The 22799-nt window shown below is 69.2% G+C and carries 22 protein-coding genes and 2 pseudogenes; 18 read left to right on the forward strand and 6 right to left on the reverse strand.

The window, feature by feature from the left end:
• Positions 1-46: 46 nt before the first annotated feature.
• Positions 47-610: a DUF4395 domain-containing protein gene (locus tag AC4FS2_RS03625; RefSeq protein WP_491153435.1), complete on the reverse strand. Its 564-nt coding sequence runs from the start codon at positions 608-610 to the stop codon at positions 47-49.
• Entirely contained in the window at positions 603-1040 is a 438-nt protein-coding gene (locus tag AC4FS2_RS03630) for a thioredoxin family protein (protein WP_491153433.1), read from the reverse strand. The genes AC4FS2_RS03625 and AC4FS2_RS03630 overlap by 8 nt, the downstream gene beginning before the upstream one ends.
• 103 nt (positions 1041-1143) lie before the next feature.
• Here AC4FS2_RS03630 and thyX point away from each other — a divergent pair, with 103 nt between their 5' ends.
• The 5 genes and pseudogenes from thyX to AC4FS2_RS03655 all read left to right on the forward strand — a co-directional run bounded on the left by thyX (position 1144) and on the right by AC4FS2_RS03655 (position 4813).
• Positions 1144-1887: an FAD-dependent thymidylate synthase gene (gene thyX, locus AC4FS2_RS03635; RefSeq protein WP_491153432.1), complete on the forward strand. Its 744-nt coding sequence runs from the start codon at positions 1144-1146 to the stop codon at positions 1885-1887.
• A gap of 173 nt (positions 1888-2060) precedes the next feature.
• Positions 2061-2711 carry a hypothetical protein gene (locus tag AC4FS2_RS03640; protein WP_491176370.1) on the forward strand — a complete coding sequence of 217 codons (651 nt, stop codon included), beginning with the start codon at positions 2061-2063 and terminating at the stop codon, positions 2709-2711.
• An 11-nt stretch (positions 2712-2722) separates the two neighbouring features.
• Positions 2723-3784: pseudogene (locus AC4FS2_RS03645) on the forward strand (YhgE/Pip domain-containing protein); the annotation flags it as partial.
• A gap of 120 nt (positions 3785-3904) precedes the next feature.
• Positions 3905-4519 (forward strand): annotated as a pseudogene (locus tag AC4FS2_RS03650) (YhgE/Pip family protein); the annotation flags it as partial.
• Positions 4520-4606: 87 nt separating this feature from the next.
• Positions 4607-4813, forward strand: a complete 207-nt coding sequence (locus AC4FS2_RS03655; RefSeq protein ID WP_491153429.1) for a hypothetical protein — start codon at positions 4607-4609, stop codon at positions 4811-4813.
• Between the two features lie 87 nt (positions 4814-4900).
• Here AC4FS2_RS03655 and gadC read toward each other — a convergent pair whose 3' ends face one another.
• The 3 genes from gadC to AC4FS2_RS03670 all read right to left on the reverse strand — a co-directional run bounded on the left by gadC (position 4901) and on the right by AC4FS2_RS03670 (position 8888).
• The gene (gene gadC / locus AC4FS2_RS03660; RefSeq protein ID WP_491153427.1) at positions 4901-6502 is read right to left on the reverse strand and encodes a glutamate/gamma-aminobutyrate antiporter GadC; all 1602 of its coding nucleotides are present in this window, start codon (positions 6500-6502) and stop codon (positions 4901-4903) included.
• A 9-nt stretch (positions 6503-6511) separates the two neighbouring features.
• A complete protein-coding gene (gad, locus tag AC4FS2_RS03665) occupies positions 6512-7888 on the reverse strand; it encodes a glutamate decarboxylase (protein ID WP_491153425.1) in 1377 nt (458 codons plus the stop codon).
• Positions 7889-8333: 445 nt separating this feature from the next.
• Complete coding sequence (locus AC4FS2_RS03670; protein ID WP_491153424.1) at positions 8334-8888, reverse strand: DUF6578 domain-containing protein; 555 nt, start codon at positions 8886-8888, stop codon at positions 8334-8336.
• 35 nt (positions 8889-8923) lie between these two features.
• Between AC4FS2_RS03670 and AC4FS2_RS03675 the strand changes: the two genes are divergently transcribed.
• From AC4FS2_RS03675 to AC4FS2_RS03690, 4 genes are all read left to right on the forward strand, one after another.
• Positions 8924-9688 (forward strand): SDR family NAD(P)-dependent oxidoreductase, encoded by a 765-nt coding sequence (locus AC4FS2_RS03675; protein ID WP_491153422.1) that lies wholly within the window; start codon positions 8924-8926, stop codon positions 9686-9688.
• Between the two features lie 445 nt (positions 9689-10133).
• The gene (gene dapA / locus AC4FS2_RS03680; RefSeq protein WP_491153420.1) at positions 10134-11111 is read left to right on the forward strand and encodes a 4-hydroxy-tetrahydrodipicolinate synthase; all 978 of its coding nucleotides are present in this window, start codon (positions 10134-10136) and stop codon (positions 11109-11111) included.
• Positions 11112-11201: 90 nt separating this feature from the next.
• Complete coding sequence (locus AC4FS2_RS03685) at positions 11202-12878, forward strand: ribonuclease J (protein WP_491153418.1); 1677 nt, start codon at positions 11202-11204, stop codon at positions 12876-12878.
• A gap of 2 nt (positions 12879-12880) precedes the next feature.
• Entirely contained in the window at positions 12881-13372 is a 492-nt protein-coding gene (locus tag AC4FS2_RS03690) for a GNAT family N-acetyltransferase (RefSeq protein ID WP_491153416.1), read from the forward strand.
• 14 nt (positions 13373-13386) lie between these two features.
• Here the strand turns inward: AC4FS2_RS03690 and AC4FS2_RS03695 are convergent, their stop codons facing one another.
• Positions 13387-13584, reverse strand: a complete 198-nt coding sequence (locus tag AC4FS2_RS03695; RefSeq protein WP_491153415.1) for a hypothetical protein — start codon at positions 13582-13584, stop codon at positions 13387-13389.
• A gap of 84 nt (positions 13585-13668) precedes the next feature.
• On the opposite strand from AC4FS2_RS03695, the gene AC4FS2_RS03700 reads away from it, so the two are divergent.
• From AC4FS2_RS03700 to miaA, 9 genes are all read left to right on the forward strand, one after another.
• Positions 13669-16371, forward strand: coding sequence for an FtsK/SpoIIIE family DNA translocase (locus AC4FS2_RS03700; RefSeq protein ID WP_491153413.1), 2703 nt, complete (start codon positions 13669-13671; stop codon positions 16369-16371).
• Positions 16371-16958 (forward strand): CDP-diacylglycerol--glycerol-3-phosphate 3-phosphatidyltransferase, encoded by a 588-nt coding sequence (pgsA, locus tag AC4FS2_RS03705; protein WP_491153411.1) that lies wholly within the window; start codon positions 16371-16373, stop codon positions 16956-16958. The genes AC4FS2_RS03700 and pgsA overlap by 1 nt, the downstream gene beginning before the upstream one ends.
• A complete protein-coding gene (locus AC4FS2_RS03710) occupies positions 16955-17482 on the forward strand; it encodes a CinA family protein (RefSeq protein ID WP_491153409.1) in 528 nt (175 codons plus the stop codon). The genes pgsA and AC4FS2_RS03710 overlap by 4 nt, the downstream gene beginning before the upstream one ends.
• A gap of 157 nt (positions 17483-17639) precedes the next feature.
• Positions 17640-17948 carry a helix-turn-helix domain-containing protein gene (locus AC4FS2_RS03715; RefSeq protein WP_491153406.1) on the forward strand — a complete coding sequence of 103 codons (309 nt, stop codon included), beginning with the start codon at positions 17640-17642 and terminating at the stop codon, positions 17946-17948.
• A gap of 4 nt (positions 17949-17952) precedes the next feature.
• Positions 17953-18177, forward strand: coding sequence for a DUF3046 domain-containing protein (locus AC4FS2_RS03720; RefSeq protein ID WP_491153404.1), 225 nt, complete (start codon positions 17953-17955; stop codon positions 18175-18177).
• A gap of 317 nt (positions 18178-18494) precedes the next feature.
• Entirely contained in the window at positions 18495-19541 is a 1047-nt protein-coding gene (gene recA, locus AC4FS2_RS03725) for a recombinase RecA (RefSeq protein WP_491153402.1), read from the forward strand.
• A 57-nt stretch (positions 19542-19598) separates the two neighbouring features.
• The gene (locus tag AC4FS2_RS03730) at positions 19599-20234 is read left to right on the forward strand and encodes a regulatory protein RecX (RefSeq protein WP_491153400.1); all 636 of its coding nucleotides are present in this window, start codon (positions 19599-19601) and stop codon (positions 20232-20234) included.
• A 90-nt stretch (positions 20235-20324) separates the two neighbouring features.
• On the forward strand, positions 20325-21875 hold the full coding sequence (miaB, locus tag AC4FS2_RS03735) for a tRNA (N6-isopentenyl adenosine(37)-C2)-methylthiotransferase MiaB (protein WP_491153398.1): 1551 nt from the start codon (positions 20325-20327) through the stop codon (positions 21873-21875).
• Positions 21872-22798 carry a tRNA (adenosine(37)-N6)-dimethylallyltransferase MiaA gene (miaA, locus tag AC4FS2_RS03740; RefSeq protein ID WP_491153396.1) on the forward strand — a complete coding sequence of 309 codons (927 nt, stop codon included), beginning with the start codon at positions 21872-21874 and terminating at the stop codon, positions 22796-22798. Before miaB ends, miaA begins: the two co-directional genes overlap by 4 nt.
• The last annotated feature ends 1 nt before the right edge of the window (position 22799 follow it).

Below are 22799 nucleotides of genomic sequence, written 5' to 3' on the forward strand. Positions count from 1 at the left end.
CGGGATGCCTCGACAGCGTGAGACCTGCGTGGTACCCGCGGGTGCGTCAGGCGGAGGCGGGGCGGCGCCGGCCCAGGATGCCCACGCGCTGCAGCAGCAGGTAGAGCTGGCAGCCCAGGCACAGCCCGAAGGCGGCGTTGAGGAACGCGGCCACGAACGCCATCCCGGCGGCGATCGGGAGCGCCCATGGGACGCCGAGCACGTGGAGCAGCAGTCCCGCGGCGGTGACGACGAGGCCGACGCCCTGCGCGAAGCGCGGCGGGCGCGGGTCTTCCCGTTCGGCCGGCGGGCCGAGGCGCGGTTGGACGACGCGGCGGTAGAGAACGCCCCACGGTGCGGTGCGCGGCGACACCACGCCCCACAGGAACAGCAGCGCGATCACGGCCAGCAGCAGGAACCCCGGGTCGAGAAAGCGAGCGGACAGGGGAGCCACTGTCACGGACCACGAACCGCTGACGAAAGCGAAGTCGCCCGTCAGGCGTTCCGGTGCGCGGGCCGTGGAGATTCCGGTGAGCCCCAGCACGACATCGATGGCGAGCAACAGGGCGGTGATGCCTGCCGCGAAGCGGGGTCCGCGCGGGTCGATGCCCGCGGGCAGGGCGTCAGGCACGAGCGCCCTCGCCGGTCAAGCGGGTGAGCTCCAGCTCGAGCATGTCGCGCCCCGGCACGCCGCCGATACGGGACTGCACGGCGCCATGACGGTCGAGGATGAGGGTGGTGGGCGTCTGGAGGACGCGGAAGTGCTTGGCGATGTCGGGCCGGTGTGTGAGGTCGACGTTGAGGTGGCGGACACCGTCGTGCCCGGCGGCGACGGATGACAGTATCCGGTGCAGCCCCGGGCACCTCGAGCACATGTCGGTGCTGAACTGCAGCAGCGTCGCCCTTTCACCGAGCCCGTCGGCACCGAGCCGCTCCGGCTGGATGACCTCGTGCGGGACGTCCCTGCGGATGCGCACCGCCCGATGGCGGACGACGAGTCCGCTCACGAGCACCGCGGCCAGGAGGGCCGTGAGCGCGAGCATGGCGTCGAAGAGTGACATCAGGAGCCACGTTATCGGCCCCCGCCGGTCCGTGGGCAGAGATGTTCCACATGACGCGGACGGCGTAACGATCGCTGTCGGCCGACGGCAGTAGGGTGGCACCGTGACTGACGCCGACATCCGCCCCGAGATCGAATTCCGCAGCGACGTCACCGTCGAGCTGGTGCGAGCCAGCGCGTCGGATGCCGATGTGCTCTTCGCCGCCCGCGTCTCCACCCAGGGCGAGCAGACTCTGGAGGCTGCGCAGTCCGGCACCGAGGCGTCGGGGCGCGACCGGGGCCTCATCAACTACCTCATGCGCGACCGGCACGGCTCGCCCTTCGAGCACAACTCGATGACCTTCTACGTGCAGGCGCCGATTTTCGTCTTCCGCGAGTTCATGCGTCACCGCATCGCCTCGTACAACGAAGAATCGGGCCGCTACCGCGAGCTCCGACCGGTCTTCTACGTTCCCGCTCCGGAGCGCAACCTGGTGCAGGTGGGCAAACCCGGCGCCTACGAGTTCCTCCCCGGCAGTCCCGAGCAGCACGCGCTCGTCGACACCGCGACGAAGGATGCCGCGGAGTTCGCGTTTTCGGCGTACCAGCGGATGCTGGCCGCCGGCGTCGCCCGCGAGGTCGCACGCATCGTGCTGCCCCTGAACATCTACTCGTCGATGTACGTGACGATGAACGCGCGCTCCCTCATGAACTTCCTGTCGCTGCGCACCAAGGTCGAGGGCACCCACTTCCCGTCGTTCCCCCAGCGGGAGATCGAGATGTGCGCGGAGAAGATGGAGAAGCTCTGGACCGAGCTCATGCCGCTCACCCACTCCGCGTTCAACGCGAACGGCCGCGTGGCTCCCTGAGGGACGCCGGCGGCATGACGCGCTGCCTCCGATTGGGTCTTTAGTCTCTGGTCATTCGTCCCCGCCGCGGCGAGAGTGAGCAGCGGCGAGGCCCTCGCCCGGAGGGAGTGGACATGGCCGATTCATGCTCACTCCGCGCCCGAACCGTGACGGTGCTGAAGGTGGTGTGAGCCGTGCGCGTCCACCTGGACGGCGTCGGCAAGGACGAACGCGCTCATGCACTTCCGCCCATGACGGTGGAGTTCGAAACCGGGCGGACGACGTTCGGGTTGGCCGAGACGGAGCAGCGACCCACGGTCCTGGGACTGCTGGCCGCGGGCCGGATGCGACCGGACACCGGCGCGGTGCTCCTCGACGGCCGACCCGATGCACGTGCGTTGCGCCGGATGGTGGCCCTCGTCGACGCCCCGGACATCTCGGCGCCCGAACCCAACGTGGCCGTCGCGGCTGTCGTTGCGGAGGAGCTGATGTTCGCCGGTCAGCGTTCGGGGCCGGTCGCGGCGCGACGCTGGCTGCGCGAACAGGGGATGAGCGACGCCGCCCGCCGTCCGGTCAGCAACCTCGAACCGGTACGGCGTCTGCGCATACTGTGTGAGCTGGCGGTGCTGCGCAAGAACGTCAGCGGACTGGTGCTGGTGTCACCCGATCGCCACGGTGCAGATCCTCGCGACTGGTGGTCGCTCGTGGCCGAGTTCGCCGCCCGCCGGTTCGCCGTGCTCGTGATCGCCGGGGAGGCCTCGCGCCTCGTCCTGGGTGCGCGCATCGGCGTGCCCGACGACCCGGCGCCGCGGGCGATCGCGGCAGGCCCGACCGGTGCGTCATGAAGATCTCCCATATGGTGGCCGCCGAGTTGCGGCGGTTGGTGTCCAGACCGATGTCGGCCCTCGCCCTCGTCGCACTGCTGTGTGTGCCGATCCTCTACGGGGGCTTTTATCTGTGGGCGAACCAGGATCCGTACCAGCGGCTCGGGAGCATTCCCGCCGGAATCGTCGTCCTGGACGCGGGCGCTCAGATCCAGGGAGAGCAGCGCAATCTCGGCGACGAGATCTCCGAGGAACTGCGCAAGAGCAAGACGTTTCGGTGGAGCGTCGTCGGCGAGCGCGCCGGGGAGACGGGCCTGCGGGACGGCAGATACGAGTTCCTCATCGTCGTACCCCGCGATTTCTCGGAGGCCGTCGCCTCGATCACAGGATCCGCGCCTGAGCGCGCGGCGATCGAACTGCGCACGAACGACGCCAACAATTACTTGGCCTCCTCGATCGGCACGCAGGCCGTCCAGCGGGTGCAGAACGTCATCGCCCGGAAGGTGATCGATGAGGCGGCGTCGGCAGTGCTGGGCGGCCTCGCCGAGATCCGCGCCAAACTGCTGGAGGCCGCGTCCGGAGCCGGGCAACTCTCTGAGGGACTGTCGACGGCCGGAGCCGGCGCCGAGCAGCTGCGCTCAGGATCGCAGCAACTCCTCGATGGGACCGCGCAGTTGCGCGAGGGAAGCGAGAGCCTGGCGGCGGGAGCGCAGGAGGTCGCCGCCGGCGTGCGAGAACTGGACGGCGTCGCGGACGACGCGGGCGCGCTGGCCGCGCGGGCCACTGCCGACCTTCCGCAGGTGCAGGCCGATCTCGTCCAGGTCCTGACCGACGCGGGTCTCCCGCAGGATCAGATCGACCAGGCCGTCGCCCGTCTCCAACCGGTGGGTGACCGGCTCCGCAGCCTGAACGACCGCTTGCAGGGTGCGGTGTCGCGCATCGACCGCCTCTCGGCCGGGGCGGGGGAGGTCGCTGCCGGGGCGTCGAGCCTGGCCGGGGGACTGGGGTCAGCGGAATCGGGGGCGACCGAGCTGCGCGGCGGCATCGACCAGCTGGCCGCCGGAATCACCGAGTTGTCGGCCGGTGCGGGCGAGCTCACCACCGGGCTGCAGGACGGCGCCGGACAGGTGCCCGACGCCGATGAGGCGACGCGCGAAAAGCAGAGCGCCACGTTGGCCGAGCCGGTCCGCATCGAGACCACATCGCTCGCCACCGCGCAGAATTACGGCGCGGGGCTGGCGCCGTTCTTCGCCGCGCTGGCGGCGTGGATCGGGATCTACGCGCTGTTCCTCATCGTCAAGCCGGTCTCGCGTCGGGCGGTGAGCGCCATGGAGGTGCCGGTGCGCGTGACGATCGCCGGATGGGCCACCCCGGCCCTGCTCGGAGCGGTGCAGATGGTCGGGCTTTTCGCCGTGCTTGCGCTGGCCCTGCAGTTCAGATTCGCCAACCCGGCGGCCGTGCTGGGGCTGCTCGTGTTCGCTTCGGCCTCGTACACCTGGATCATCCTGGCGTTGAACATCTGGCTGGGGGCGGTGGGTCAGTTCCTCGGGCTCGTGCTCATGGTTCTTCAGCTCGTGACCGCGGGGGGCACGTTCCCCTGGCAGACGCTGCCCGCGCCGCTGGCGGCGCTGCACGAGGTGCTGCCGATGGGCTTCATCGTCGACGCGTTGCGCCAGGTCATGTACGGCGGCGATCTTTCCCGTGTCTGGACCGACATGGGGGTGGTGCTCTGCTGGGCGCTCGTTGCAGCCATCGTGGCGGCGGCGGGGGTCACTCGGATGACCCGCTTCTTCACACTGGGCGACCTGCAACCCAGCATCATCCAGTAACGGTCCGGCCCATCGATGGCCGAGAAGAACGGGGATGATGCGCGGGTTTACCCCCCTTCCAGCTCCCTCGCCACACACCCACCGGCTGTGGCGAGCCAGCCGGGCATCGCCGTGGTATGCCGGCTCCTCAGCGTCGTGCCCGGGGTGGCGACCGCCTTCGCGGGCGTGCTGTCGTCGGCGTGGCGTTCGGAAGCCGGGCGCACCCACCATGCCTTCGCTGAGGATCGAGAGCCACGTCGCCTCGAGCACCGACGGATCGCCCTGCCCGGTGCTCTCAAGCGGTCCGCGTCGTGAACCGGGGCTCATCACGCGGGCGTGCGCAGCGGGTGACCCTGGGGCGCCTTCGTGACGACCACGACGGGCTCGCTGATTCCGAGTTCTCTAATCCGGCGTCCGGCGGCTCGACTTGTTCGTACCCCGCGCGGATCCCGTCGTCGGCGGGCGCGCCGCCGAGGCGGCGGCGGGTCCTGACTCCGAGTTGCCTTGGGCGTCATCCTCGTCGTGGGTGCCGTGCTTGGTCTTGTCGGCTTCGCTGCGGCGGTCCCATCCAGGTCGGCGGAGGGCGTAGAAGACGAGCGGCGGAGCGCCGAGCACCACGATGACCAGACCCACGATCCACGGGTACACGGCGGGTGGGAATGCCGTGAATCCATCAGGGGGGATGAAGGCGAGCAGGAACGCGGCGAGGCACCCGACGAATCCGACACCGGCCACGAGGTTCATCGCCGGTACGCGGTAGGTGCGCTTCACGTCGGGTTCCTTGCGGCGCAGGACGATCGCGGCGGCGAACATCAGCATGTACATGATGAGGTAGATCGCAGCGGCCATGTCGACGAGAGCGACGAACGCGGCGCTGACGTTGGGCACGACGACGAAGATCGCCGCGAGGATCGTCACGATGGTGCCCTGCAGCATGAGGATGCCGGACTGGACCCCCGCCTTGTTGCGCTTCTGCAGCGCCGGCGGCAGCAGCCCGGTCTCGGCCGCGGCGAGCAGACCCTTCGACGGACCGGCGATCCACGTGATGACAGATGCGAGCGCGCCAGCCGCGATGAGCGCGGACACCACCGCGGTTCCCCATCCGAGATCCCACTTGTCGAAGTAGGCCTGGAAGGCGAGCATGATGCCGTTGGTGAGCCCCAGCTCCTTCTCCGGCACGGCGATCGAGATGGCGATCGTCGGCAGGATGAACACCAGAAGGATCAGGATCGAGGCCAGCAGCACCGACCGCGGGTACCCCTTGCCGGGATCCTTCATCTGGTTCACGTGGACGGCGTTCACCTCCATGCCCGCGTACGCCAGCACGTTGGAGACGATCAGCACGATGGAGGCGATGCCGGTGAACGGCGGGATGATCGCCGAGGCGTCCAGCGGCACCTCGCTCTTCTGGCCGGTGCCGAGCCAGATGAAGCCGAACACGATGAGCAGCACGGCCGGCAGGAGCGTGCCGAGGATGCCGCCCCACGAGCCGAGCTTGGCGAAGAGGTTGCCGCCGCGCAGCGTGATGAGCGTCGACCCCCAGTACAGCACCAGGATCACGATCGCGGTGAAGAGCCCTGAGTTCGCCAGCGACGGGTCGACGAACACGAACGCCAGCGCCGCGGCGATGAACGCGATCTGCGTCGGGTACCAGACGACATTCTGGATCCACTGGAGCCAGACCGCCGTGAACCCCCAGCGGTTGCCGAAGGCCTCGCGGACCCAGACGTAGACACCGCCTTTCCACCCTGTGGCCAGCTCGGCGGCCACGAGCGCGGTCGGGATGAGGAAGAGGACGGCGGGGATGATGTAGAGGGTGACGCTCCCGAGCCCGTACACGGCCATCGCGGGGAGGGAACGCAGGCTCGCCACGACCACGAGCGTCAGCAGTGCGAGCTGGCCGACTCCCAGGAAGCTCGTGACGACTTTGCGGGACGTGAGCGGATGATTGGACGCGGCCTTCGCGGCAGCATCCGCTGTCTGATTCGATGCGTTGGTCGACATCTCCGCCGCCTAGTGGTGGAAACCGGAGTGTTGGGCTTCGACGGGCATGGGCGATTCGAGTGCATCGAGGTAGGCGGTCTCGGTCTCGATGCTCTCGAGCAGTTCGGCGGCCAAGTCCATGCTCAGACCATTGCGGACCACGATGCGCTGCACCGTCAGATCGCTCAGGTCATCGGGCATGGGATACGCCGGCACGAGCCAGCCCTTCATCCGCAGTCGATCCTGCAGGTGGTAGAGATTCCAGTTCTTGGTGTGCCCGTCTTTCAGGTACCACGCGAAGACGGGGATGTCGCTGCCGTCGTTCCACAGCTCGAAGGCGCCGATCTTGGCGATACCTTTGGCGAGGTACTTCGCGACGTCCTGCGACGCTTGCTGCACGGCGCGGTACCCCTCGAACCCGAGGCGGAGGAACATGTAGTACTGCAGCAGCACCTGTGCGCCGGGGCGGGAGAAGTTCAGGGCGAACGTCGGCATCTGCCCGCCGAGGTAACTCACCTGGAACACCAGGTCCTCGGGCAGCCACTGCGTGTTGCGCCAGACCACCCAGCCCAAGCCTGGGTACACCAAGCCGTACTTGTGGCCCGAGGTGCTGATTGAGTGCACGCGTTCGAGGCGGAAGTCCCAGACGAGGTCGGGCTGGAGGAACGGCGCGATCATCGCCCCGGATGCCCCGTCCACGTGGATCGGGATGTCGAGGCCGGTCTTGGCCTCGATGTCATCCAGCGCCTTGGCGATCTCGGCGACCGGCTCGTACATGCCGGTGTAGGTGACCCCCAGGATGGCCACGACGCCAATCGTGTTCTCGTCGACGTACTTCTCGAGGTCGTACCCGTCGAGGGTCTTGTGGTCCATGCTGATCGGCACGAACCGGGGTTCGACGTCGAAGTAGTTGCAGAACTTCTCCCAGCACACCTGCACCGCGGATGACATCACCAGGTTCGGCTTGGACGTGTCCTTCCCGGCGACGCGGCGTGACTGCTGCCAGCGCCGCTTGAAGGCGAGGCCGCCGAGCATGCAGGCCTCCGACGAACCGATCGTCGACGTGCCGATGCTCTGGGAGGCGTCGGGCGCGTTCCAGAGGTTCGCCAGCATGTGCCAGCAGTTGTCCTCGATAGCCGCGGTCTGCGGGTATTCGTCCTTGTCGATCATGTTCTTGTCGAACGACGCCTCGTACACCTGCTTGGCGTCTTCGTCCATCCACGTCCCCACGAAGGTGGCGAGGTTGAGGCGGGAGTTGCCGTCGAGCATCGTCTCGTCGTCGACGATCTGCTTTGCGGTGTCGGGGAGGGACTCCTCCTGGGGGATGACGTGGCGGGCGGCGATGGTCGCCTCACCGGGCCGCGCGAACCTCGGAGTCAGATCACCGCTGGCCTGGAATGCGTTCATGACATCTCCTGTCTAGCTCCCGAGCGGCCACAAGTAGGTGGTCGTCACAGGTGCGACGGCCGACGAGGGGTCCGCGGTCGTGCACCCGTGGCGAGCGTACGTCGGGGGCACGCGGCCGGACCAGGGTCGTTCGTCCCCCCCGACGGATGGCCCGTCGGAGCGGCGGCGCGCGTGGAGAATGCCGCGCAGACGGGCGGAACCAGCGGCGGGTCGCGCCGAGCAGCAGCGATTGTTGTGGGTCGTTCGCCCCTGGCGATGCGGTCTTGGCCGGACGTACCGAGGCCCCCAACGGGAGACGAACGAGCACCCATCGGAGACGGTCCCATGTGCGCAGGCGCGAGGGACACCACCCGCGACCACTACTTCGGTCGAAACCTCGACCTGGAGTTCTCGTACAACGAGACGGTGACCGAAGGGATCGGGTGACGCTCGGGCCGCTGCCCGGTCACGCGCGGTCAGCCTCGAGGTCGACGAGCCATCCGGCCGTCGATCGCAGACGGCGCTCCGGGGGCGGGTCCGGCAGAGGGTTCCTGGTGGGTATGACGGCTCCGCCCTCTGGGCCGGGCAGACGCACGCCCTCGACCGGATGAAGGGTCGCGCTGTCCGGAACGGGTTCGCGGACGACCACGTACCGCGACGGGCGTGTACCGATGAAGATCCCGTCGCCAACCTGTCGCCGAGTTTCCGGCCACTCCTCGCCCGCTCGTGGGGCGACGGCATCGGGGGGCGCGCCGTGCCCCGGACGGCGCAGCTCGCGGCGTTCCACGTATCCGATCGCGACTGCGTGCACGGCCGTGACCACCCCGCGCACCCGGTCGGGGAACTCCTCCTCGTGGTGCGACTCGACCGCGTCGACGGTTGCGGCGAGGTCGGATCCGAGGAGCTCGTGAAGCCACGCATCGCCCGCGCGGGAGGCGATGCCGAAGTCGACGGCGTCGCCCACGCGGAAGGGCTCCCCGCAGCATCCCCATTCCCATCCGGTCAGCCACACGCGCGTCATGGCGCCAGACTAACGGCGGTCCTAGGCTGGCCGTGATGGCACGTACGGCACTGATCACGGGAGCGAGCTCCGGCCTGGGCGCCGAGTACGCGCGACAGCTGGCCGCGCGGGGGATGGATCTCGTGCTGGTCGCCCGCGACCGCAACGCGCTGGAGGCACTCGCCACCTCCGTCCGCGACGCGCACGGGGTTTCGGCCCGGGTGCTGGTCGCCGACCTTCTCGACGCCGAGCAGCGCGACACGGTGGTCGCGCGCCTGTCCGATGGGCAGCATCCGATCGACCTGCTCGTGAACAACGCCGGCTACGGCCTGCCGCTGGCGTTCGAGCGGAACCCGATCGAGGACGAGGTGAGGCATCTTCAGTTGCACGTCGAGGTGCCGATGCGGCTCATGCACGCGGCGCTGCCCGGCATGCTCGCGCGGGGAAGCGGCAAGATCCTCAACCTCGCGTCCGTCGCGGGGCTGATCCCGCGGGGCACCTACGGCGCCGTGAAGGGGTGGCTCGTCAGCTTCAGCCGGTGGGCGAACGTGCAGTACCGCGACCGGGGTGTGACCGTGACGGCCGTTTGCCCCGGCTTCGTGCACACCAACTTCCACGAGCGGCTCGGATTGCCGCCGGGCGAGGAGGGGATCGCGGACTGGATGTGGCTGGACGCGCCGGACGTCGTCCGCGAGTCGCTCCGAGACCTCGGCCGGGGCAGGTCGGTCTCCATCCCGTCCCGCAGATACAAGGCGCTCGTCACCGCCTCCCGTCTCCTGCCCGACGCCGTGGTGGTCAAGGCCGCCGGTCGGGGCCGCTGACGCGGCATCCCCCTCCGACCCTCCCGATGCCTGTGCGCTGGCGGAGGAGATGTCGCGTGGGGAGGGGGTGAGTGCTGGATTCGGCCCTCCCGAGTGCACTTCTCCTCCCGACGTGCCCGTGAGCGCGCCCGCTATCGGCGGCCAGCGTCCGGCGCGGGCGTTTGGGGAGGAGATGTCGCTTGGGGAGGGGGTGAGTGCCGGATTCGGCCCTCCCGAGTGCACTTCTCCTCCCGACGTGCACGCCCCGCCCCGCGCCGGCGCGCCCGCTGCGCCCGCCCGCCCCGCCCCGCGCCGGCGCCCGCCCGCCCCGCCCGCCGCGCCCGCCCGCCCCGCCAGGCGCCGGCGCCCGCTGCGCCCGCCGGCCTCGGGCGACAGAACCCCCTGCGAACGCCTGGGCGCCAGGATGCGGCGGCGACGACGCCGCGCCGACCGATACCCTGAGAACATGACGCATTCGGGCAATCCGTTCGGGCAGGTGCTCGTCGCGCTCGTCACCCCCATGACGGCCGACGGCGAGGTCGACTGGCCCGCCGTCGAGAAGCACATCGACGATGTCATCGTCGCCGGTGCCGACGGCATCGTCGTCACGGGCACCACCGGCGAGACCAGCACCCTCACCGACCCCGAGAAACTGCGCCTCGTCGAGGTGGGCAAGGATGTCGCGGCCGGCCGCGCCAAGATCATCACCGGCGGCGGATCCAACGAGACCGCGCACGCCATCGAGCTCTACAAGGCGAGCGAGAAGGCCGGCGCCGACGGCATCATGATCGTGACGCCGTACTACAACAAGCCCACACAGGCGGGCATCCTCACGCACTTCCGTCTCGTCGCCGACGCTACCGACCTGCCGGTCATCCTCTATGACATTCCCGGCCGCACCGGTGTACCCATCAGGTACGAAACGATCCTCCGGATCGCGAAGCACCCCAACGTCCTCGCCATCAAGGACGCCAAGGGCGACTTCAGTGAGGTCAGCCGCGTTCTCAACCAGACCGACCTGATGTACTTCTCCGGCGATGACGCCAACGTGCTGCCGCACCTCGCGATCGGAGCGAGCGGGCTCATCGGAGTCACCGCGAACATCGCCGCCGCGCCGTACCGCACGATCGTGGATGCGGTGAACCGCGGCGACCTCGCCGCTGCCACCGCCGCGCACAAGCGCCTCGAACCCCTCGTCCGCGCCGTCATGACCCACGTGCCCGGGACGGTGGCGGCGAAGTACATCCTGCACGGCCTCGGACGCATCACGAGTCCCCGCGTTCGCCTGCCACTGGTCGGGCCCGAGGAGTGGGAGGCCGCGATCATCGAGGACGAACTCGCCCTCGTCCGCGACGTCCCCGGCGCGGACTTCTCCAACTTCCGCCCCGACCGGAACGCCGCGGCCGGTGGCGCGCTGCCGAAGGTGCACGGCACCACCCGATGACATGGGCTCGCGCCGCGCGAGTCGACAAAGAAAGAGGTTCGCGCCACGCGAGCCGCAATAGCGATGCAACCGCATCCGAGGAGGCAACACATGCCCACGACGGTCTATGACCCGCCCGCGCTCGCACCCCGCACCCTTCGAGTCACGCCGCTGGGCGGGCTCGGAGAGGTCGGCCGCAATATGACGGTATTCGAGTACGAGGGCAAGCTCCTCATCGTCGACTGCGGCGTGCTCTTCCCCGAAGAGCACCAGCCGGGCGTCGACCTGATCCTTCCCGACTTCGAGCCGATCAAGCACCGTCTGGACGACATCGTCGCGGTCGTGCTCACCCACGGTCACGAAGACCACATCGGTGCGGTTCCCTATCTGCTTCGGCTCAAGAGCGACATCCCGCTCCTCGGCTCGGGTCTGACTCTCGCCCTCCTCGAGGCCAAGCTCAAAGAGCATCGCATCAAGCCGTACACGCTCACCGTCGCCGAGGGGCAGCGGGAGAAGGTCGGTCCGTTCGATCTCGAGTTCGTCGCGGTCAACCACTCCATCCCCGACGCGCTCGCCGTCGCGATCCGCACCCCCGCGGGCATGGCCCTGGCCACGGGCGACTTCAAGATGGACCAGCTGCCGCTGGACGGCCGCATCACCGACCTGCGCGCCTTCGCTCGTCTGGGCGAGGAGGGCGTCGACCTGTTCCTCGTCGACTCCACCAACGCCGATGTGCCCGGGTTCACTCCGACCGAGCGCAGCATCGGCCCGGTCCTCGAGCAGGTCATCGGTTCGGCCCCCCGCCGGGTCATCGTGGCAAGCTTCTCCAGCCACGTGCACCGGGTGCAGCAGGTTCTGGATGCTGCCGCCGCTCATGGGCGCCGCGTCGCGCTTCTCGGCCGCAGCATGGTGCGCAACATGACGATCGCCGAAGAGCTCGGCTATCTGCACGTGCCCGAGGGCGTGCTGATCGACTACAAGAAGGCACGCGACCTCCCCGAAGACCGCATCGTGTACATGTCGACCGGGTCGCAGGGCGAGCCGATGGCGGTCCTGTCGCGCATGGCCAACAACGACCACGAGATCGAGCCGGGTGTGGGTGACACGGTCATCCTCGCGTCCAGCCTGATCCCGGGTAACGAGAACGCGGTCTACCGCGTGATCGACGGGCTGACCAAGCTCGGGGCGACGGTCGTGCACAAGGGCAACGCCAAGGTGCACGTGTCCGGCCACGCCGCCGCCGGGGAGCTCCTGTACTGCTACAACATCATCAAGCCCGCGAACGTGCTCCCGGTGCACGGCGAGTACCGCCACCTGATGGCCAATGCGCGCCTCGCGCAGGACACCGGCATCCCCGCCGAGCGCACGATCCTGGGTGAGAACGGCACCGTCGTCGACCTTCGCGACGGCCTCGCCGAGGTCGTCGGACAACTCGACATCGGGTTCGTCTACGTCGACGGCTCATCCGTCGGCGAGATCACCGAAGCGGATCTCAAGGACCGCCGCATCCTCGGTGAGGAGGGCTTCATCTCGGTCATCGTCGTCATCGACTCCGCGACCGGCAAGATCATCACCGGACCGGAGATCCACGCGCGTGGCTTCGCCGAAGACGCCGGAGTGTTCGAGAGCGTCAAGCCGAAGATCGCCGCCGCGCTCGCCGAGGCAGCCCAGTCGGGCACGCGCGACAGTCACGCGATGTCGCAGGTGGTGCGCCGGACGATCGGTCGCTGGGTGAACCAGCGGCTGCGTCGCCGCCCGATGATCGTGCCGCTGGTGATCGAGGCGTAACCATGCCGGCGCTCCCGGTTCGCCCGGCCCGTCAATCCGATGGGACGTTCCTCGCCGACATGGTGGTGGAAGCGGCGAACTGGCGCGCGGGCGGCGATCGGCCACGCCATGAGGTGCTGGCCGGAGCCGACTACCAGCGATACCTGGCCGGGTGGATGCGGCCGGGTGACGCGGGCATGGTCGCCGAGTCGCCGGCCGGTGAGGCCGTCGGGGCCGCGTGGTACCGGATGTTCCCGCGCACAGAACCCGGTTTCGGTTATGTCGGCACGGGCGTGCCGGAACTGATCATCGGCGTGCGACCCATCTGGCGATCCCACGGCGTCGGCCGGCTGCTCCTCCACACTCTGTGCGACGAGGCGCGTGCGCAGGGGTTCGGCCGCATCAGCCTCAGCGTCGAGCGGGGCAATTTCGCCGTGACGCTGTATCGCTCGGAGGGGTTCGCGGTCACGAACGCCGGGATGGGGCGCGACACGATGGTCAAGCGGCTCCGCTGAGTTCCGTCGGGTCGTCAGCTCATGGCCCCGACTTCCCGGCACGACGCGTACCCGAGAGAACAGAGTTCGCCGACGTCGTGGAGCGCGGCCACAGGAACGGCGTCCCGCACCGAGAGGGCCGGCATCCACGCGGGCGCCGTCACCCAAGCAGCCAGGACTCCCACGACGACGAGGGTGACGACGACGACGGTGAGGACCGATCGGGTGCGCACGCGATCACTCTAGGGTGAAGCGGCTCCGCTGAGAGACCCGCGTCAATCCGGGGAAACGTCGGCCCCCCGGCCTACCGTGGGAGTATGCCCCGCAGCACCACGACGACCGGCGCCCGCGCGTCCGCAAAGGGTGGCGCGCGCAAACCTGCCCCCGCACCCAAACGTTACGTCGGCGAACCCGAGAAGCCCGCCGTCCTCGTTCGCGCATGGCTCGCGCTCGCCCACGCTGTCGGAGGGGTTTTCCGTGCGTTCGGGCCGGAGACCCTCGAGAAGGATCAGCGGCGCGACGGGTTCCCGTTCCTGCTCGTCCTCCTCGCCGCTGCCGGCGCGGTGGTGGAGTGGTTCCTCATCGGCACCGACGTCGCGGCACTCATCAGCGCGTACAGCGTCGGCGGTCTGATCGGCCGCGAGGCATTCGTCTTCCCCGTGCTGTTGCTGCTGCTGGCCGGCTGGCTCTTCCGCCACCCCTCTTCCGTGCACGACAACGGCCGCATCGGCATCGGTTTCGCGCTTTTCCTCGTGACGGTCGCCGGCTTCTGCCACGTTCTCGGCGATCGGCCGCAGCCGAGCGAGGGCCTTCCGGTCCTCAGTCTCGCGGGCGGGTTGTTCGGCTGGATGGCGGGGGAGCCCCTCGCGATGCTGCTCACACCGGTCGGTGCCGGCATCGTGCTCGCGCTCGTCGCGGTGCTCAGCATCCTGATCCTCACGAAGACGCCGCCCAATCGCATCGGCCGCCGTCTGGGCGACCTCTACGACTGGCTGTTCGGCGCCGATCCTGCCGAGCGGGCCGCGCGCGCCGAGCGTGCGGAGACACGGCGCGCGGATGAGGCGTCCTCCGGCGACGGCGACGACGGGGATGACGCCGACCCGGCGCTTCCGTGGTGGCGACGCAACCGGACGGGCCGAGAGCAGGAGGTCGACGGGGGCCTGGGATCGCAGGACCTGACCCAGCTCTTGACGCCCGGCACGGTCGAGGGCGGCTTCGAGCAGGTCTTCCCGACGGCCCCCACCCCGACCCCTCCGCCCCCGCCGCGCCCGCCGACGCCCGACGCCCTCACCGAGGTGCTCGACCCGGCCGCGCTTGCCGCTGCCCTGCCCGGCGGAGGAACGTCGCTGCGCGACGACGCTCCCGATGATCTGACCGCGGAGCTGCCCGGCATCTCCGGACTGGGCGGTGACGGTCAGGGGCTCCCGCCGGCAGCGAACTACCGGCTGCCGTCGGTCGCCGCTCTCGCGGCCGGATCGCCGCACAAGGACCGGTCGCCGGCGAACGACGCGGTCGTCGCGGCTGTGGAGAGCGTGCTGTCGCAGTTCAACGTCGACGCGCGCGTCACGGGGTTCTCTCGAGGGCCGACCGTCACGCAGTACGAGATCTCGCTCGGCCCGGGTGTGAAGGTCGAGCGCATCACGGCGCTCACCAACAACATCGCCTATGCCGTCGCATCCAACGAGGTGCGCATCCTCGCCCCGATCCCCGGCAAGAGCGCGATCGGCGTCGAGATCCCCAACACCGACCGCGAGATCGTCACGCTGGGTGACGTCCTGCGCTCTCCGGTGGCCGCGGCATCCACGCACCCCATGACCATCGGTGTCGGCAAGGACGTCGGCGGCGGCTATGTGGTGGCGAACCTCGCGAAGATGCCCCACCTGCTCGTGGCCGGTTCCACCGGCTCCGGCAAGTCGAGCTTCGTGAACTCGATGATCACGAGCCTGCTCATGCGCGCCAAGCCGTCGGAAGTGCGGATGGTGCTGGTCGACCCCAAGCGCGTGGAACTCACCGCCTACGCCGGCGTGCCGCACCTCATCACGCCGATCATCACGAACCCCAAGAAGGCCGCCGAGGCGCTCCAGTGGGTCGTGAAGGAGATGGACATGCGGTACGACGACCTCGCGTCGTTCGGATTCCGCCACATCGACGACTTCAACAAGGCCGTGGTGGCGGGGGAGTTGCAGCTCCCCGCCGGCAGCGAGCGTGTCCTCAAGCCGTATCCGTACCTCCTGGTCGTTGTGGATGAGCTCGCGGACCTCATGATGGTCGCCCCGCGCGACGTCGAAGACTCCATCGTGCGCATCACGCAGCTGGCCCGCGCGAGCGGCATCCACCTCGTGCTCGCCACCCAGCGACCATCGGTCGACGTGGTGACCGGACTCATCAAGGCCAACGTGCCGTCGCGTCTCGCGTTCGCCGTGACGAGCGTCACCGACTCCCGCGTCATCCTCGACCAGCCCGGTGCTGACCGCCTCATCGGACAGGGCGACGCGCTGTTCCTGCCGATGGGCGCCAACAAGTCGCTGCGCGTGCAGGGCGCGTGGGTGAGTGAAGCCGAGATCGAGAAGGTCGTCGCCCACGTCACCCAGCAGGCCCGGCCGGAGTACCGCTCCGACGTCGCCGCCGCCGCGGAGCGGAAGGAGATCGACGCCGATATCGGGGACGACCTCGAGCTTCTCCTGGCCGCGGCGGAACTGGTGGTCTCGACGCAGTTCGGCTCGACATCCATGCTGCAGCGGAAGCTCCGCGTGGGCTTCGCCAAGGCCGGGCGCCTCATGGACCTCCTGGAGTCCCGCGAGATCGTCGGCCCGTCGGAAGGCTCCAAGGCCCGCGACGTGCTCGTGACCGCAGAGCAGCTGCCCTCGGTGATGGCACGGCTGCGCGGTGAGGATGCTCCGGAGCCGGCAGCATCCGACCGTTACGCGTCCGACCCGATCGAGGCCCAGTTCGACGGCCTTCCGGTCGTGGACGCGGACGACGACGACGGCGACGCGTGGCAGTTGACGGGTCGCGATTGATGGCCGTTCCTCGGCAGTTGCCGAACGTCATCACGATCGTGCGCATCCTGTGCGCGCCGGTCTTCCTGTGGATGCTGCTGGCCGACGACGGCGCGGACGGGCCGCTGCGCTGGTGGGCCGCGGTGCTGTTCATCGTCGCGATCGCGACCGACGGCATCGACGGCTACCTGGCGCGCCGGTACGAGATCGTCACAGATCTCGGGAAGCTGCTCGACCCGATCGCCGACAAGGTGCTGACGGGCGTGGCGTTCGTGGGTCTGTCGATCCTCGGTGAGCTGCCGTGGTGGATCACGATCATCGTGCTCGTGCGCGAGATCGGCATCACCGTGTACCGCTTCCTGGTCGTGAGCGACCACGTGCTCGCCGCCGCATGGATGGGCAAGCTGAAGACGGTGGCTCAGGCCCTCGCGCTGTCGCTGGCCCTTCTGCCGCTGGCGTCGCTCATCGACGATCCGACCTGGCAGGGCGCGGTCTGGTGGGTCAACGTCGTCACCATGACGATCGCCGTACTGCTCACCATCGCGAGCGGAATCGACTATCTCGTCAGTGAGTTGCGGGCCGCGCGGTCGCGTAAAGTCGCGCCATGATGGACGAGCTCCCCGCAGAACTCGAGCAGACCCTGGCAAGCAACCCTCGCGAAAGCGCCGCGAGGCTGATCGAGCGGCTGGCGGAGCTGGGGTGGACCGTCGCGGTCGCTGAATCGCTGACCGGCGGGCTGGTCGTCTCCTCGCTCGTTGCGGTACCAGGAGCCTCCCGCGTCGTCCGCGGGGGAGTGGTGGCCTACGCGACCGACATCAAGCGCAGCGTCCTCGGGGTGGATGAAGCTCTCCTCGACGCGCACGGGCCGGTGCATCCGAGCGTGGCGCGTCAGATGGCGAGAGGGGTACGCGAAGTGCTGGGCCACAACGGCCGAGCGGCCGAGGTGGGCATCGCCACGACCGGCATCGCCGGCCCCGACTCGCCCGACGGGCAGCCGGTCGGAACGGTGCACGTTGCCGTGTCGACCCCACTGGGCACTCGAGTGGACTCGCTCGTCCTCAGCGGAGACCGCGACGCGATCCGCAAGGAGGCCGCTCGCATCGCGGTCCGCCGCGCGATACTCGCCCTGTGAGGGCACTCGCCGCGCGCGGGAATAGGGCGTGTTTCTGCGCCGTTACATTCGGCGATTCCCATCCATTCCCCAGCGCAAGGGATTAGATTGCCAGCATGCGGTGTTGTACCGTGGTGCACCCGGCAGAAAGCGGAGTCAACGTGAGGAGGGGCTTGAAATGATCCTGGTACGTCAAGAGATCGGCGAAGTCCTGCGCGAACTCCGTCAGGAGAAGGGTCGTACCCTGCGGCAGGTGGCGAGCCGCGCAAGCGTCGCGCTCGGTTACCTCAGCGAGGTGGAGCGCGGCCAGAAGGAAGCCTCCAGCGAGATCCTCGCCTCGGTGGCGGAGGCGCTCGACGTGCCGATCTCCACGATCATGCGCGAGGTGGGCGACCGCATCTCCGTCCTGGAAGGCCTGCAGCCGTTCCCCGACGTGGTTCCCGACGACCTGGTCGCTTCGGTGGAGCCCGAGCTGTCGCTGCGCTGACACGGTGCGCAGGTCTGAGTTCGATCGGGCGGTGTCCGATGAGTTCGGCGCTCGCGGATCCTCGCTGGTGACCGATCTGGTGCTGTCCGCCGTCGGTGGGCGCACGGCCGCCGAGGCACTCGATGCGGGGATCCCTCCGCGCGACGTGTGGCTGGCTCTGTGCGAGGAGACCGACGTGCCGCCATCGCGTCGCTACGGCGCCGGCCGCCTCGAACCCCGCCGGCGCTGAGCCGACGTCGCGCCCAGGGCTCGCCCCGGCTCGCGGCTGCTCGACGCGACCCCGGCAGGGCACGCATATATCCGGGCGGGTGAGCCGTCCTCGCGGCGTGTCATCGAAGAAGTGTTCGAACGGCGCGTAGGCTCCTGCACAGAAGGTGTCGAGGACGCGTTTGTCCCCGCGACCACGGGAATCCTCCGCGATGTCGGAGGCCCCGTCTAGCGTGAACAACGTCGAACGACACCACACGCCTTGTCGCAGCATCCACCCGCCGGGCTGGAGCGCGACAGCCTACAGGCGACGGACACGCGCAGCAGAAGGAGCACGCCATGCCATCACCCGCCGACCGCGAAAAGGCCCTCGACTCGGCCCTCGCACAGATCGACCGGCAGTTCGGAAAGGGCTCGGTCATGCGGCTGGGCAGCGACGAGCGTGCGCCCGTCGCCGTCATTCCGACCGGATCGATCGCCCTCGATGTGGCCCTTGGCGTGGGGGGACTCCCGCGCGGCCGCATCATCGAGATCTACGGTCCGGAGTCGTCGGGTAAGACGACCCTGACCCTGCACGCCATCGCGAACGTCCAGCGTCAGGGCGGCATCGCCGCATTCATCGACGCCGAGCACGCGCTCGACCCGGAGTACGCCAAGAAGCTCGGCGTCGACATCGACTCGCTGCTGGTGTCGCAGCCCGACACCGGTGAGCAGGCGCTGGAAATCGCCGACATGCTCATCCGGTCGGGGGCGATCGACCTCGTCGTCATCGACTCGGTCGCCGCGCTCGTCCCTCGTGCCGAGATCGAAGGTGAGATGGGTGACTCCCACGTCGGCCTGCAGGCCCGTCTGATGTCGCAGGCACTTCGCAAGCTCACCGGTGGGCTGAACACCACGAACACCACGATGATCTTCATCAACCAGCTGCGCGAGAAGATCGGCGTGTTCTTCGGTTCGCCCGAGACCACCGCCGGCGGAAAGGCGCTGAAGTTCTACGCCTCCGTGCGCTTGGACATCCGCCGCATCGAGACGCTCAAGGACGGCTCCGACGCTGTCGGAAACCGCACGCGCGTGAAGGTCGTGAAGAACAAGATGGCCCCGCCGTTCAAGCAGGCGGAGTTCGACATCCTGTACGGCACGGGTATCTCCCGCGAGGGCAGCCTGATCGACTTCGGTGTCGAGCACACCATCGTCAAGAAGTCCGGCGCGTGGTACACCTACGACGGCGAGCAGCTCGGTCAGGGCAAGGAGAACGCGCGCAACTTCCTCCTGAAGAACCCCGACATCGCCGCCGACATCGAGACCAAGATCAAGGACAAGCTCGGGATCGGTGCGCCGCGCACAACGTCGGTCGAAGACGAGCTGGCCGCGCGCCGCCCTGCCTGATGTTTCGACGTCGCTCAACAACCGTGTTTCGGCGTCGCTCAACAACCGGGGTGAGCTATGAGTAACGGGGGCGAGGGCGAGCGCCTCGCCCCCGTAACCCCCTTGTTCGCCGGCGCGGCAGACGCGCCGGCCTGGCACCCCGCGTGGACCGTCGAGGCAGAAGAAGCGCTCGGCACCGACGTCGTTCCGACCGGAACCTCGGCATCGGATGCGGTGGCCGACGCCGAAAGCGCGCTCCTGCGCCGTCTCCGGGCGCGGCAGCTGTCTGTCTCGGAGGCGCGGTCCTTCCTCCGCGAAAGGGATCTCGGACCCGGCGAGGCGGATGCGCTCGTCGCCGAGTTCGTTCGTCTCGGCTATCTCGATGACACGATGCTCGCCGAGCAGCTGATCCATGCCGCGACCGAGCGCAAAGGGCAGGGAAGGCGCGCGATCGCGCAGACGCTGTCGGGTCGCGGGGTTCCGCGCGCCGTCACCGACGCGGTCCTCGCCGAACTCCCCGACGACGATGCGGAGCGGGCGCTGCAATTCGCTCGGACCAAAGCGCGCCAGCTGAGCCGCTACGACGATGACACGGCGCTCCGCCGGCTGATGGGTCAGCTCTCCCGTCGGGGGTACCCCGGGTCGGTCGCTGCGACGGCGGCGCGCGCGGCGCTGGCGGAGAACCGGTCGAGCGGCGGCGTGCACTTCCGCTGATTTCCGGCGTGACGCCCCGCGACACGTCATGGGGAGACCGCCCACACCTTCGATCCCCGCGCCCGTCGCCGGAACCTAGAATGGGGCACCATGACCACCCTGTCCGCCGCCCCCACGCTGATCGCGCCGTCTCTTGCCGCGTACAGCCCCGACGGCCGTGCGCGCACCTACGAAGTGCGCACGTTCGGCTGCCAGATGAACGTGCACGACTCCGAGCGCCTGTCCGGCTCGCTGGAGAGCGCGGGGTACGTGCGCGCGGCGCTCGGGGAGGAGGCGGACGTCATCGTCATCAACACGTGCGCCGTGCGCGACAACGCGGCCGGCAAGCTGTACGGGACCCTCGGTCATCTGAAGTCCCGCAAGGACGCGCACGCCGGCATGCAGATCGCCGTCGGCGGCTGCATGGCGCAGATGGACAAGCAGGCCGTTCTCGACAAGGCACCGTGGGTGGACGTGGTGTTCGGCACCCACAACATGGGTTCTCTTCCCGGCCTCCTCGAACGCGCCCGTCACAACGGCGACGCAGAACTGGAGATCCTCGAGTCCCTCGAGATCTTCCCCTCGACCCTTCCCACGAAGCGCGACTCGGCGGCCAGCGGCTGGGTGTCGATCTCCGTCGGGTGCAACAACACCTGCACGTTCTGCATCGTCCCGAGCCTGCGAGGCAAGGAGAAGGATCGCCGGCCGGGCGACATCCTCAACGAGATCCGGATGCTCGTGGACGACGGAGCGATCGAGGTGACGCTGCTCGGGCAGAACGTCAACTCGTACGGCGTCGAATTCGGCGATCGAGAGGCGTTCGGCAAGCTGCTGCGGGCCGCGGGCGAGATCGACGGGCTCGAGCGGATCCGCTTCACGAGCCCCCACCCGGCAGCCTTCACCGACGACGTCATCGCCGCCATGGCCGAGACGCCCGCGGTCATGCCCTCGCTCCATATGCCGCTGCAGTCCGGCAGCGACCGCGTCCTCAGGGCCATGCGTCGCTCCTACCGGAGCGAGCGATTCCTCGGGATCCTCGATCGCGTTCGCGAGCGCATCCCGCAGGCCGCGATCACGACCGACATCATCGTGGGGTTTCCCGGTGAGACGGCCGCCGACTTCGAAGACACCCTCCGGGTCGTCGAAGCTTCGCGCTTTGCCAGCGCCTTCACCTTCCAGTACTCCATCCGCGAAGGGACACCGGCGGCGACAATGCCCGACCAGGTGCCCAAGCCCGTCGTCCAGGAGCGTTACGAACGCCTGCTCGCGCTCCAGGAGCGGATCGCCCTCGAGGAGAACCAGCGCCAGGTCGGCCGTGAGCTGCAGATCCTCGTCTCCACGGGCGAAGGCAAGAAGGATGCGGCGACCCGCCGCGTGACGGGACGCGCGGAGGACAACCGTCTGGTCCACGCCGAAGTGCCCGCTGGGTCGGGCGTGCCGCGGCCCGGCGACGTCGTGACCGCCGTGGTGACACACGCGGCACCCTTCCACCTGCTCGCGGACAGCCCCGACCACTCCCCGTTGCGCATCCGGCGAACGCGCGCCGGCGACGCGTGGGATCGGGCTCAAGGGGATTCCTGCGCGGTTCCCGCACCCGTCGGCGGAGCCGGCGGCGCACGGGCGGTGTCGCTCGGCCTCCCGGGCCTCCGCGTCGGGGTGTGAACGAGCGACGCCTCTGGGCCGTCGTCGGGGCGACGGGGACGGGTAAAACCGCCCTCTCGCTTGCCCTGGCCGAAGCGCTCGGCTCGTTCGGGCAGCCCGCCGAGATCGTCAACGCCGACGCCATGCAGCTGTACCGCGGCATGGACATCGGTACCGCCAAGCTGCCGGAGGACCAGCGTCGGGGTATCCCACATCATCTGCTGGACGTGCTCGAGGTGACGGACGAGGCCGCGGTGGCGTGGTACCAGGAAGCGGCACGCACCGCGGTGCGCAGCATCCATGCGCGGGGGGCGGACGCGATCCTCGTCGGTGGTTCGGGGCTGTACGTCTCCGCGGTCATCCACGACTTCCGATTTCCGCCCCGCGACGACGCGTTACGCGCGGGCCTGGAGGCTGAGCTGGCGGAACAGGGGCCGGGGGTGCTCTTCGCTCGGCTGCAGGCGGCAGACCCGGCGACGGCGGCGCGCGTGGACCCGCACAACGGCCGCCGCATCGTGCGGGCTCTCGAGGTGCTCGCGCAAGGCGAGTCCACGCACGGCGCGGCGCTGCCCGCACGGCCCGTGCTCTGGCATCCGCGCACCTCCGTCGTCGCGACGGCCATCGAGCGGTCGGAGCTGGTGCCCCTGCTGGACTCGCGCGTGCGCCGGATGTGGCAGGACGGCCTGGTCGACGAAGCCGACATGTTGCGGGCCAGCGGGCTGGAGCGCGGCGTGACGGCGCGCCGTGCCATCGGATACGCGCAGGCGCTCGCCCAGCTGCGGGGGGAGATGACACCCGAGGAAGCGGTCGAGGAGACCCAGGCTCTCACTCGGCGGTACGCGCGCCGTCAGGTGTCGTGGTTCCGCCGGTATGACGACGTCACCTGGGTGGATGCGCGCACCATCGACGCCGCAGACCTCGTGCGCGCCGCCACCGTAGACTGAC

The sequence above is a fragment of the Microbacterium sp. Z10_103 genome (assembly GCF_058310455.1).